Below are 12,501 nucleotides of genomic sequence, written 5' to 3'. Positions count from 1 at the left end.
GCTTTGTATAAGTATCAAACAAAATGAGTAGAACATTTCGCCAAAAGATCATTTTAATATATTCTGATTTTTTTGATTTATTAGCTATAAAATGGAGTTTTGTATCGTTATAAATCCATATGCAGAATATGTAACTTATGCTTTCGGTGTGTGGTTATATAAATGTTCTTTTGAGAGTAGATCGCTGAACGGAGCAGATAAAGCAAATGATCAGGCAGAGATCTTTTATCGATCATAGCCTAATGTGTATGAGGTGGTTGGTGAGCCTGAAGGTATTGTGATAGAGATCAAAGCTGAACTCTCGATAATCCGAGACCATACGTGCCGTTTGATGAAGTGTCGGCTATCACATGCACGATCTATCTACGCAAACGAGCTATCTATTAAAACGAACGGTATAAAACATCTACCAAAATCACACTATGTGAAAGATGTTATGTGAAAGACACAAAGAGAGATGGGATCAATATGCAGGAAAATCTTTGCCCTTGTTGCCAAAATCCACTGGCGTGGGATGGGCGTTACCATTGTGCTCAGTGCAAACATCACTTTAACAAAATTGGTTTTTGCCCTGAGTGTGATTCTGAGCTGGAGAAATTGCAGGCGTGTGGCGCAGCAAACTTTTTCTGTAATTCATGCAATGAGCTCAAATCAAAATCTAAGATTCGATTTGAGTTTCAAGCACAAGATTAAGTGATTAATTAACGGTAGAGAAAACTTCGCCATCCGCCACTCGCGTAATCAATTGATCGCCAGTTTTTAGATCGCAAGCGCGGTGAATCACTTTGCCTGAGCTATCTCGCGTGATCGAATAGCCTCGTTTTAGTGTCGCTAATGGGCTTACTGCGTCAAGCTTCTCTGCAGCTAGCGTTAAACGGTGTGCTGTGCGCAGGAGTTTTTTCTCCATTACGTCCAGCAATCGTTGCTCGCTTTTGGCTAGTCGATGCTGCTGCTTCGCTAAGGTTTGTACGGGAGAATGCAACTGAAGTTGATGGTATTGCTGGCCAATGTGCTCGCGCTGAGTCGAAATATAGCGCTGTATCGCCCGCTGTAGGCGCATTTCTGTGTCATCAAGTTGCTGGCTTTGACGCTGCAAGCGGTAAGTGGGGTGCTGTTTCTCTAGCGCGTGAACCAAAGCGCGTAAATGATGCGCTTGTTGACTGGTGTAATAGCGCATCGCACTTTGTAGCTTGTGCTGGTATGAGGCGAAAGCTTGTCGCTTATTACTGTTGTCTCGGCTGACTAATTCTGCAGCAGCGGAGGGGGTTGGGGCACGTACGTCAGCCACAAAATCAGCAATCGTCACATCGATTTCATGCCCGACGGCACTGATAATTGGGATTTGACTAGCGGCAATTGTGCGCGCTACGATCTCGTGGTTAAAACACCATAAGTCCTCTAAAGAACCGCCACCGCGACCCACAATCAATACGTCACACTCTTGCCTCGCATTTGCTCGACCAATTGCTTGAGCAATTTGAATGGCCGCTTGTTCGCCTTGAACCAGTGTAGGATAAATGATGACGGGCAAGCTTGGATCGCGCCGCTTGAGCACATCAAGAATATCAAACAGGGCTGCGCCAGTTTTTGAAGTAATAACTCCGACGCATTGAGGATTTTCCGGCAAGGGGCGCTTATTGGATTGTGCAAACAGCCCTTCTGCGGCCAACTGCATCTTCAGCTTTTCAAACTCTTGCTGGAGACGACCATCCCCTTCGGGTTGCATGCTCTCGATAATGACTTGGTAGTCACCTCTGGGTTCATAAAGAGAAAGACGCGCTTTAACAAGTACCTGCTGGCCATTTTTAGGTTTGAAGGTCACAAAGCGATTATTGCCTTTGAACATCGCACATTTTACCTGCGCGCGAGAATCTTTGAGTGAGAGATACCAATGGCCAGAAACCGGAGCGGAGAAGTTCGATATTTCACCAACGAGCCACACAATGCCCATTTCATTTTCAAGTAACAGGCGTACTTCAGCATTGAGACGAGAGACAGTGTAGATGTTTTCGTTGGTCAAAGAAGGCAAGGCTAATCCCCTAGACGAGGGTATGGAAATTAGCGGCAATATAATACATATCAAGGGTTGGAATGCAAATTAAAAATGAAAAAATGAGTGGTCAAGCGATTGCCTCGGGCGTATAATCCGACCGCAATATCAAATCCAAATCGATTTATCCTGTTCATTGTGTATTAGGGCAAATTGAGACAACTTGGATTTACCTTTTATTCACTCCTCTTAATTGTGAGATATTGCAAATGCTAAGAATTGCCAAAGAAGCGCTGACATTCGATGATGTTCTTCTCGTACCAGCACACTCCACCGTTCTCCCAAACACAGCCGATCTCCATACTCAGCTGACCAAAAATATCGCACTGAACATTCCGATGATCTCAGCTTCTATGGATACAGTGACAGAGGCTCGCCTTGCGATCGCTCTTGCCCAAGAGGGTGGTATTGGTTTTATCCACAAAAATATGCCCATTGAAGAGCAGGCTGAACAAGTCCGTCTTGTCAAAATTTTTGAAGCGGGTGTAGTCACTGCGCCAGTAACAGTTCGCCCTGATGCAACCATTCAAGATGTGATTGCTTTGACAGAGAAACATGGTTTTGCCGGTTTCCCTGTGGTGAGCGATCACAATGAGCTTGTCGGTATCATCACCGGCCGCGATATTCGCTTTGTTACTGATTTAACAAAAAAAGTTGAAGCAGTCATGACACCAAAAGATCGCTTAGCCACAGTTAAAGAGGGCGCATCTCGTCAGGATGTACAAGAGCGCATGCACAAAGCGCGTGTTGAAAAAGTCTTGGTAGTGAATGATGAATTCAAACTGACTGGTATGATCACCGCGAAAGATTTCCATAAAGCAGAACGCAAACCGAATGCTTGTAAAGATGAACAAGGGCGTTTACGTGTTGGTGCGGCTGTTGGTGCCGGTGCTGGCAATGAAGAGCGCGTAAAAGCATTAGTGGAAGCGGGAGTGGATGTTCTACTGATTGACTCTTCTCATGGCCATTCAGAAGGTGTACTTAACCGTATTCGTGAAACGCGCGCCGCTTATCCTGATCTCGATATTATCGGCGGCAATGTTGCAACGGGTGCCGGTGCGAAAGCTCTAATTGACGCGGGCGTAAGCGCGGTCAAAGTCGGTATTGGCCCGGGTTCAATCTGTACAACGCGTATTGTAACGGGTGTTGGTGTTCCTCAAATTACGGCGATTTCTGATGCAGCTGAAGTGGCTGATCAATACGGTATTCCTGTGATTGCTGATGGCGGTATTCGTTTTTCTGGCGATATTTGTAAAGCGATTGCTGCTGGTGCATCTTGCGTGATGGTCGGCTCCATGTTTGCTGGTACTGAAGAAGCTCCGGGTGAAGTTATTTTGTTCCAAGGTCGTTCATATAAAGCTTACCGCGGTATGGGTTCGCTGGGTGCAATGTCTCAAGGCTCTTCTGATCGTTATTTCCAATCTGACAATGCAGCTGACAAGCTTGTACCTGAAGGGATCGAAGGCCGTATCGCTTATCGAGGCCGTCTAAAAGAGATCGTCCATCAACAAATGGGTGGTTTACGCTCAAGCATGGGTCTAACCGGTTCTGCCACCATCGAAGATCTGCGCACTAAAGCCGAGTTTGTTCGTATCTCTGGTGCAGGTATGAAAGAGTCGCACGTGCATGACGTTCAAATTACCAAAGAAGCGCCAAACTACCGCTTGGGTTAATTAACGAACCACGAATAGATTGAAGCTTAATAGATTGAAGCTTAGGGGAGCGCGATGCTCCCCATCCACTACATTAATGATTGAGATTGACCTTAAATGACTAAAGATATCCATGACCAACGTATTCTGATCTTAGATTTCGGCTCTCAGTACACACAACTGGTTGCCCGCCGTGTTCGCGAAATCGGTGTTTATTGTGAGCTGTGGAGCTGGGATGTTGAAGAAGCGGACATCCGTGAATTCAACCCAGATGGCATTATTCTTTCTGGTGGTCCTGAAAGCGTGACTGAAGCCAACTCTCCGCGTGCGCCACAATATGTGTTTGATTCTGGCGTACCTGTATTTGGTGTTTGTTATGGCATGCAAACCATGGCTGAACAGTTGGGCGGAAAAGTGGCCAGTTCTGAGGAACGTGAATTTGGTTATGCAGCTGTACAGCTAATGGGTGAATCGGCCCTGTTTAGCGACCTTGAGCTAACGCAAGACGTTTGGATGAGCCACGGTGATAAAGTGGTGCAAATTCCGGCTGATTTTGTCAAAACAGCGCAAACGGAAACTTGTCCTTATGCGGCAATGGCGAATGAAGAGAAAAAATATTATGGCGTGCAATTTCACCCAGAAGTCACGCACACCAAAAACGGTCTAAAAATGCTTGAGAATTTCGTTCTCAACGTTTGTGGTTGTGAGCGTCTATGGACGGCTGAGTCTATCATCGAAGATGCGGTTGCTCGTATTAAAGAGCAAGTCGGCGACGATGAGGTGATCCTTGGCCTATCGGGTGGTGTAGATTCGTCAGTTGTGGCGATGCTGGCTCACCGAGCGATTGGCGATAAATTAACCTGCGTATTCGTTGATAACGGCCTATTGCGTCTGAATGAAGCTCAGCAAGTAATGGATATGTTTGGCAACAAGTTTGGTTTAAACATCATTCATGTTAATGCAGAAGATCGTTTCCTCAACGCACTGCAAGGTGAGTCTGATCCGGAAGCGAAACGCAAAATCATCGGCCATGTGTTTGTTGATATCTTCGATGAAGAATCAAAGAAATTGAAAAATGCGAAATGGCTTGCGCAAGGCACGATTTACCCAGATGTGATTGAATCGGCTGCCTCTAAAACAGGTAAAGCGCACGTGATTAAATCTCACCATAACGTTGGCGGTTTGCCTGATGATATGGAAATGGGATTGGTTGAACCACTGCGTGAACTTTTCAAAGATGAAGTACGCAAGATTGGCCTAGAGCTTGGTCTACCTTACAACATGCTTTACCGCCATCCATTCCCAGGCCCTGGCCTTGGCGTACGCGTGTTGGGCGAAGTGAAGAAAGAGTACTGTGATTTGCTGCGCCGCGCCGATGCTATTTTCATTGAAGAGCTGCATGCCGCTGATCTGTATAACAAAGTGTCCCAAGCTTTCACGGTTTTCTTACCTGTTCGTTCGGTAGGCGTTATGGGTGATGGACGTAAATACGATTGGGTTGTATCGCTACGCGCTGTGGAAACCATTGACTTTATGACAGCACATTGGGCGCACCTGCCTTATGAGTTCTTGGGTAAGGTTTCTAACCGTATCATCAATGAAGTGAATGGTATTTCTCGTGTGGTTTACGATATTTCAGGTAAGCCACCAGCCACCATTGAGTGGGAATAATCCTCCAAAAAAGCGTACTCCTTCGGTGAGTGCCCTGCTATGATTGCAGCGAAATAGTCGGGGAGCCGATGCAGATTCTGCATCGGCTGAGATCGAAATTCGAGACCCGTCGAACCTGATTCAGTTAATACTGACGTAGGGAACTATGAGCACTTTGTCACGAGCCGAATAACAACGGCTAACCTTTGTAAATTCGATTACCGAACTTTCCAAACCACGGTCAAAGTCAGTTCCTGTATGTCTTGTCATAGGAGCGACCATGGCACAACCAATACAGAAACACACACAAGAAACGACGCTATTAAACATACCTGTTGTACTCACTATCGCAGGGTCTGATAGCGGTGGAGGGGCTGGCATTCAAGCCGACATCAAAGCGATATCGGCAACTGGCAGTTTCGCGTGTTCCGTTATTACCGCCATTACTTCACAAAATACTCAAGGCGTTTCCGCCATTTTCCCCATTCCACTTGATCACATCGAAAGCCAGTTAGATGCCGTCTTTAGCGACTTGAAGATCGTGGTCGTTAAAATTGGCATGCTAGCCGATGCCAGTATCATCAAGATCGTTGCCAAAAAAATGCAGCAATACCAACCCAAGAGCCTTGTGATTGACCCCGTGATGGTGGCGACCAGTGGTGATTTATTACTTGAGCAATCGGCAATCAGTACATTAAAAGAAATGTTGATCCCTTTGGCTGACATTATTACCCCCAATTTATTTGAGGGAGCAGTACTTACTGGTAAGCCAGTTCCTCAATCTGAAGTCGAAATGAGCGGTATGGTGGCTGATTTACGAGCGTTGGGTGCAAAGGCGGTGTTGCTAAAAGGTGGGCATTTAGAACAAGATGAAAACAGTAACGATCTTTTGATCATGCAATCTTCGTCAGAATTACTCAGTGCGAAGCGTTTTCCAACCCAAAATACCCATGGGACGGGTTGCACGCTCTCTTCTGCGATCGCTTCTTATCTTGCTCAAGGAAATAACCTGCACAAATCCGTGTATTTGGCTAAGCAGTACATATCGCAAGCCATTGGCTATGCCGATGAACTGGATGTTGGCCAAGGTCGCGGCCCAGTTCATCACTTTTTTACTGGCCACGCTCATGTGCGCTAAGCCATTGCCGGTGCGATGATGCTTGAGAAATTTGAGGCATTGGTTGTTCACTTAACCTGATGAAAAATAGATTGAACTCTAAAAGCCTCAAGCTTTTTTGAGGCTTTTTCATATTTATCGACTTGCCTTCAAAGGGCGATGTCGCCGTACGATAATTGGTTTACATCATGATGAAACCACTCGCATTTTGACATTTAATTAATAAGTTTCACTGTCAACAATGGCTCGGCTATCCATACTATTTTCACCGTACCCACTAAGCAAAAAATAAGGGATTGATATGTTGAAAACAAAGCATTTAGCCATGCTGATTAGCAGTGTCTTAGCCGCAAACAGTTACGCGTTAAATATCTTACCTGACCCTGAAAATTCCGCGGGTTATATTGTCTCTAAAGTAGAGCTACAAGCGTCAGAAAAAGCCAAAACAGCGGATCCCATGTATGCCATCTGGTCGAAAGCACTAGAAACGCGTTCGAATGCAATTGTTGAAGCAATAGTACCGGGGTTAAGTTCTAACCCTGAAAACGTCAAGCGTGTTGAACGAGTTTTTCCACAGTACGAGTGGGATTTCTTAACTCAAATGGCGGCTCCCGAATACACCTACACACGCTTCTTACGGGCAATTGGCAAATTCCCCGCGTTTTGTGGCGAATATACGGATGGCCGAGATTCTGACGCAATTTGTAAAAAATCCATCGTGACGGCTTTTGCTCATTTCTCACAAGAAACGGGTGGTCACATTGCGAAAGACAACGTATCTGATAATCCGAATAGGCTTGAAGAATGGCAGCAAGCATTGGTTCATGTGCGTGAAATGGGTTGGTCTGAAGGGCAAAGTGGTTACACAACCGGTTGTGGCCAAAATGATTGGCAAAATGCTCGTTGGCCGTGCGCCGCTGGGCAAGGTTATTTTGGTCGTGGCGCGAAGCAGCTCTCTTACCATTTCAACTATGGCGCTTTTTCTGAAGTGATGTTTGATGGTGATGCCAAAGTACTACTCAATAACCCCGGATTAGTAGCGGATTCTTGGTTGAATTTAGCTTCAGCGATTTGGTTTTTCTTAACACCTCAAGCACCGAAACCGGCAATGTTGCACGTAATTGACCGTACATGGACACCTTCGCAACGTGAAAGCGATGCCGGTATTGGCTATGGTTTTGGCACCACAATTAACGTTATCAATGGTGGCATTGAGTGCGGTGAACAGAACAAAGATAAAGGTCAACCGGTTAATCGTATTCGCTACTGGGAAGGGCTAGCCGATCATTATCAAATACCGATTGAGTCTGATGAAAAGAATACCTGTTGGCAGCAAACGCCTTACGGTAGCTTAAATTTGAACGGTGCGACGGATGTGCTGTATACCAACTGGGATGGTAATTGGAAATATTACTCTGATCGCCCAGGTGGCTACTCGTTTGAATGTGAACTGGTTGGTTTCCAAACCGCGTATTCAGCCCTTGTTGCTGGTGATTACGAAAAATGTGTGACTAACTTTTATGGTTCACATTCTAGCTGGCCCCAAGTGCGTGTTGTGGATGCGATTGATCCCGGTACGCCACCAGAGCCGCCAGTGGATGGCATCGTCGGCTGGGAAGCAACAAAGGTATATAACACGGGCGATAAGGTGAGCTATAAAGGCGCTACTTATGAAGCTAAGTGGTGGTCACAAGGTAATGAACCCACTCAAGGTGATCCTTGGAAGCTTATTACGGGTGAACCAACAGCGCCCACAACACCTGACCCTGTTGAGCCACCACCAGTGGTCAATGAGCCAGAACCGCCCGTCACGCCAGAGCCTACGCCACCAAGCAGTGATTTTTCAAGCTGGGTTGCAGGGGTTACTGTTGCAAAAAATGGCGATAAAATTACGCATAATGGAAAGTGTTTTATGGCTAAAAATAACCCCGGAGTATGGGAATCACCCACGCAAAGTAACTGGTTTTGGGATGAAATAAACTGTCAATAGAGAGTAACATTTAGCAAAAGGAGAGCAGCACGATCGAATTCGGTTGCTCTGCTCTCTTTTTGAACAATCAAGTGGTTAAATTTACAATCTTAGTTTTCGTTAACGTTCTTTCCATTTTGTGTGCTACTCCACTAAAATCCGCGCGTAATTTTTATCAACATTTTTTAAGGTACTCGCGAATGTCTACTAAATTGGCCAATCCAGCGCCGCTAGGCCTAATGGGTTTTGGCATGACGACTATCCTGCTTAATATCCATAACGCAGGCTTTTTCCCTATCGACTCTATGATTTTGGCGATGGGTATTTTCTACGGTGGTTTAAGTCAAGTCATCGTGGGTATCATGTGTTTCAAACGTGGTGACACTTTTGGTACCACAGCGTTTACCTCTTACGGCCTATTTTGGCTCACATTGGTTGGCCTGATTGTCATGCCATACATGGGACTACCAGCAAGCCCTGCTCACTTTATGGGTTGGTACTTAGCGTTGTGGGGCATTTTCACTGGTTTCATGTTTATCGGTTCATTGTGCTACCCACTTGCTAAACAAGTGGTATTCAGCTCACTGACCATTCTATTTGCTTTACTAGCTGCGCGTGATTTCACTGGTAGCGAACTTATCGGCACGATTGCTGGCTTTGAAGGCATCTTCTGTGGCGCAAGTGCGATTTATTTTGCAATGGCTCAAGTTCTGAATAATGAATATGGCCGTGTTATTTTACCGATTGGTGAAAAGAAAGCGCAAAACGCTGTTGTCGAAAAGTTGACGACACAAGAAATCGCAGCCTAATACGGGTTGATGAAAAAGAAAAAGGGTTAGCGTTTGCTAACCCTTTTTACGTTTACCTTGAATGCTTTTTGCTGATGAGCTTAGCTAATCCGTTAGGATGATGGTTGTTCAACACCCACGGAGCTTTCTTCTACGGTTGGTTCTTGTCCCGTTTTGCGTTTATATTTTCCTTCCCAATATGTCGCATTCTTAATGCCGAGTTTTACTGGGTTGAAAAGATACTCATCGACACCTTGTTTTTGTTGCTCTTCATAATCTTTGAGTGCTGCAATAGCTGGTTTAGCCATAAAGAAGATGATCAAAATCCCGACTATGTTTAGCCACGCCATCAAACCCACGCCCACATCACCCATTGCCCAAGCAAGGTTCGCGGTTCTCACTGTGCCGTAGAATACCGTTGCGATGATCACTACTTTAAGAAGGAACATCAGGCCATCGACTTTAAAGGTGCGGCGAATGTAAGCAATATTCGTTTCAGCAATATAGTAGTATGCCAAAATCGTGGTAAAGGCGAAGAAGAACAGAGCAAACGCAACAAAAGGTTTACCCACGCCCGGTAGTGCGCTCTCAATCGCCATTTGGGTAAATACTGGGCCATTGGCGCTGATATCCGCCGCGATGTTCTGTACTAAAAATGCACCTTCTGCGCCGCCGTGTACGTTATAAGCACCAGTGATCAGAATCATGAACGCGGTTGCGGAACAGACCAGCAAAGTATCAATGTAGATAGAAAATGCTTGCACTAAACCTTGCTGGGCTGGGTGATCAACACTCGCGGCAGCCGCAGCGTGCGGTCCAGTACCTTGGCCTGCTTCGTTTGAGTAAACACCTCGTTTTACCCCCCAACCAATCGCAGCACCAATACCTGCCATTGGTGTGAACGCATCACCAATGATCATGGCAAAAATACGTGGTACTTCACTGATGTTAAGCAGGATGATAACAAACGCAGTAATGACATAGGCCAAAGCCATAAATGGCACCACGACCTGTGTGAAGTTGGCGATACGCTTAACACCACCAAAGATGATGAAAGCTAAAATAATTGACACTACGGTACCAGTAAAAATCTTAGCAAAAGTGAAGCTACCGATAGTGGTTTCAATGATTGGGCCAGCCCCAAAAGCCGCTTCTACGGCATTACCAATGCTGTTGGATTGCACGCCAGGTAAAAGCACACCACAAGCAAAGATGGTGGAAATGGCGAAGATCCATGCATACCATTTTTGTCCCATCGCTTTTTCGATGTAATAAGCGGGGCCACCACGGAATTCACCTTCATCTTCTTCTTTATAAATCTGTGCCAGAGTTGATTCAGCATAAGCAGTCGCGGCACCAAAAAAGGCCACTACCCACATCCAGAAAATAGCACCAGGGCCACCAAAACCAATTGCCGCGGCTACGCCTGCAATGTTACCCGTACCGACGCGTCCCGAAAGTGAAACGGCCAAAGCTTGGAAAGAGGATATCCCTTTGGTTGAGCTTTTTCCGGAAAGAAGAAGTCGCCACATTTCAAAAAAGTGACGGACCTGAACGAATCGGGTCACAATTGAGTAGAATAAACCCGCACCAAGGCATAAATAAATTAGCGCCGGGCTCCAGATTATTCCATTCAGAAAATCAACAAATGACTGCATATGCATTTCCCTGTTTTAGTAGTTTTGGTGAGTGTTGTGTTTGCTTTGTGGGCAACATATTAATCTTTTTGTAACTTAGATGTTAATTTATTTATCTGTGAATAATCGTTAGCGTGATGAGGAACACAAAATGCTAACGAAATGTTAAATAATAGGTGGGTTAATTAGAATTGGCTAAAATTTCAGCGCATATGGGTTGGTCACCCGAAAGGTTGGAAATTAAATCCTCTCGGATGAATCATTATGCATAATAACTTTCCACTAAGGTTTAGCTAATAATAAGCATTTTCTATTGTGACTAGTTGATGAGGTAGCGAGAGAGATTCAACTCATGAATTGGTAAAGCACAAGTTTGCTCACTGACAATGTCGGCAAGAAGCTGTCCAGATCCGCAAGCCATCGTCCACCCTAAGGTTCCATGTCCGGTATTGGTGTAGAGGTTTTCAAATGGAGTGGAGCCTATAATCGGAGTCCCGTCAGGCGTCATTGGTCTAAAGCCTGTCCAGAATTCAGCTTGTGCTAAATCACCGCCTTGAGGAAAGAGATCGGTCACGACTTTTGCAATGGTTGCTTTGCGCGCATCAGGCAAGGCAGGATCAAACCCGGCTAACTCTGCCGTGCCCGCGACACGAATTCGATCCTCAAAACGAGTGATGGCCACTTTATATGTTTCGTCCATTACCGTTGAACATGGGGACAATTCGACGTCGACAATCGGCAGCGTTAGTGAGTACCCTTTCACTGGATAAACAGGAATGGAGATACCCAATGTCGCCAGTAAAGCGGTAGAGTAACTGCCGAGTGCGACGACATATTTGTCTGCTTTTAGCTCACCTTTATCGGTTTGGACAGCGGTGATCTTTTTGCCTTCAGTGGTTAATGTTTTTATTTGTGTATCAAACAGAAATTGCACCCCACGGCTTTTCGCGAGCTCTGTTAATTGTTGGCAAAACAGATAGCAGTCTCCGGTTTCATCATCGGGGAGGTACAAACCTCCTCGCAATTTATCGCGTACAAGAGCAAGCCCCGGCTCTTGCTTAATGCACCCATCGACATCAAGAAGCTGATAACGAATCCCACTTTGCTCGAGTAGTTTGATGTCCTTTTGTATCGCTTGTAGCTGTTTTTCGCTGCGAAATACTTGCAACGTTCCAAGCCGACGGCCTTGATATTGCAGGTTATGTTGCTGATTCAGGTCAGCCAAACAAACGCGGCTGTAATTGGCAATCGCCAGCATTCTGGCTTTATTGATGTTGTAACGATCCTGTTGGCAGTTCAATAACATTTTACCCGTCCACGCCAACAGCTGTGGGTCGATAGATGGTTTTATTTTCAACGGTGCATGCTCTTCAAACAGCCACTTTAATGCTTTTTGTGGGATGCCGGGTGCAGCCCAAGGGGAAGAGTAGCCGTAAGATATTTGCCCTGCGTTAGCAAAACTGGTCTCTTTTGCACCTTGTGATTGGCGATCCACCACCGTTACTCGGTGGCCCGCTTGTGATAAATACCATGCGCTGGTTAGCCCGATGACGCCGCTACCTAAGACGATCACGTCCATGTTGTCTCCTTAAATCACCCTAGTGTGTTCTCTGAGCACATTCAGAGTCGGTGTAAATG

9 protein-coding genes and 1 riboswitch are annotated in these 12,501 nt (G+C 45.7%); of the genes, 6 read left to right on the top strand and 3 right to left on the bottom strand.

What is annotated here, in order from left to right; genetic code table 11:
• Positions 1–468 precede the first annotated feature (468 nt).
• Positions 469–693: a zinc ribbon domain-containing protein gene (locus tag AACQ17_RS07195; protein WP_199871416.1), complete on the top strand. Its 225-nt coding sequence runs from the start codon at positions 469–471 to the stop codon at positions 691–693.
• A gap of 4 nt (positions 694–697) precedes the next feature.
• Here the strand turns inward: AACQ17_RS07195 and xseA are convergent, their stop codons facing one another.
• Positions 698–2,029, bottom strand: a complete 1,332-nt coding sequence (xseA, locus tag AACQ17_RS07190) for an exodeoxyribonuclease VII large subunit (RefSeq protein ID WP_047689015.1) — start codon at positions 2,027–2,029, stop codon at positions 698–700.
• 230 nt (positions 2,030–2,259) lie between these two features.
• Here xseA and guaB point away from each other — a divergent pair, with 230 nt between their 5' ends.
• The 5 genes from guaB (at position 2,260) to AACQ17_RS07165 (ending at position 9,247) form a co-directional block, all read left to right on the top strand.
• Complete coding sequence (gene guaB, locus AACQ17_RS07185) at positions 2,260–3,723, top strand: IMP dehydrogenase (RefSeq protein WP_026028100.1); 1,464 nt, start codon at positions 2,260–2,262, stop codon at positions 3,721–3,723.
• 96 nt (positions 3,724–3,819) lie between these two features.
• Positions 3,820–5,373 carry a glutamine-hydrolyzing GMP synthase gene (gene guaA / locus AACQ17_RS07180; RefSeq protein ID WP_017044245.1) on the top strand — a complete coding sequence of 518 codons (1,554 nt, stop codon included), beginning with the start codon at positions 3,820–3,822 and terminating at the stop codon, positions 5,371–5,373.
• A gap of 48 nt (positions 5,374–5,421) precedes the next feature.
• Positions 5,422–5,532: riboswitch (TPP riboswitch) on the top strand.
• Between the two features lie 100 nt (positions 5,533–5,632).
• Complete coding sequence (gene thiD / locus AACQ17_RS07175; protein ID WP_094148107.1) at positions 5,633–6,490, top strand: bifunctional hydroxymethylpyrimidine kinase/phosphomethylpyrimidine kinase; 858 nt, start codon at positions 5,633–5,635, stop codon at positions 6,488–6,490.
• Between the two features lie 280 nt (positions 6,491–6,770).
• On the top strand, positions 6,771–8,459 hold the full coding sequence (locus AACQ17_RS07170; RefSeq protein ID WP_094148105.1) for a chitinase: 1,689 nt from the start codon (positions 6,771–6,773) through the stop codon (positions 8,457–8,459).
• Positions 8,460–8,638: 179 nt separating this feature from the next.
• Complete coding sequence (locus AACQ17_RS07165) at positions 8,639–9,247, top strand: acetate uptake transporter (RefSeq protein WP_094148104.1); 609 nt, start codon at positions 8,639–8,641, stop codon at positions 9,245–9,247.
• A gap of 92 nt (positions 9,248–9,339) precedes the next feature.
• On the opposite strand, the gene AACQ17_RS07160 is transcribed toward AACQ17_RS07165, so the two are convergent.
• Positions 9,340–10,884 carry an alanine/glycine:cation symporter family protein gene (locus AACQ17_RS07160; RefSeq protein WP_017043180.1) on the bottom strand — a complete coding sequence of 515 codons (1,545 nt, stop codon included), beginning with the start codon at positions 10,882–10,884 and terminating at the stop codon, positions 9,340–9,342.
• A gap of 298 nt (positions 10,885–11,182) precedes the next feature.
• Complete coding sequence (locus AACQ17_RS07155; RefSeq protein ID WP_094147297.1) at positions 11,183–12,442, bottom strand: D-amino acid dehydrogenase; 1,260 nt, start codon at positions 12,440–12,442, stop codon at positions 11,183–11,185.
• Between the last annotated feature and the right edge of the window lie 59 nt (positions 12,443–12,501).

This window comes from Vibrio sp. V10_P2A27P122, assembly GCF_963874335.1.
Taxonomy (GTDB): Bacteria; Pseudomonadota; Gammaproteobacteria; order Enterobacterales; family Vibrionaceae; genus Vibrio; species Vibrio anguillarum.
The sequence above is the reverse complement of the archived record's forward strand: the minus strand, read 5'-3'. Positions and strand labels throughout refer to the sequence as shown.

Excerpts from the sequence above, each read along its gene's own strand:
- AACQ17_RS07165 (WP_094148104.1), top strand. The coding sequence starts at position 8,639 with ATGTCTACTAAATTGGCCAATCCAGCGCCGCTAGGCCTAATGGGTTTT.
- guaB (WP_026028100.1), top strand. The coding sequence starts at position 2,260 with ATGCTAAGAATTGCCAAAGAAGCGCTGACATTCGATGATGTTCTTCTC.
- AACQ17_RS07160 (WP_017043180.1), bottom strand. The coding sequence starts at position 10,884 with ATGCAGTCATTTGTTGATTTTCTGAATGGAATAATCTGGAGCCCGGCG.
- thiD (WP_094148107.1), top strand. The coding sequence starts at position 5,633 with ATGGCACAACCAATACAGAAACACACACAAGAAACGACGCTATTAAAC.
- AACQ17_RS07155 (WP_094147297.1), bottom strand. The coding sequence starts at position 12,442 with ATGGACGTGATCGTCTTAGGTAGCGGCGTCATCGGGCTAACCAGCGCA.
- guaA (WP_017044245.1), top strand. The coding sequence starts at position 3,820 with ATGACTAAAGATATCCATGACCAACGTATTCTGATCTTAGATTTCGGC.
- AACQ17_RS07170 (WP_094148105.1), top strand. The coding sequence starts at position 6,771 with ATGTTGAAAACAAAGCATTTAGCCATGCTGATTAGCAGTGTCTTAGCC.
- AACQ17_RS07195 (WP_199871416.1), top strand. The coding sequence starts at position 469 with ATGCAGGAAAATCTTTGCCCTTGTTGCCAAAATCCACTGGCGTGGGAT.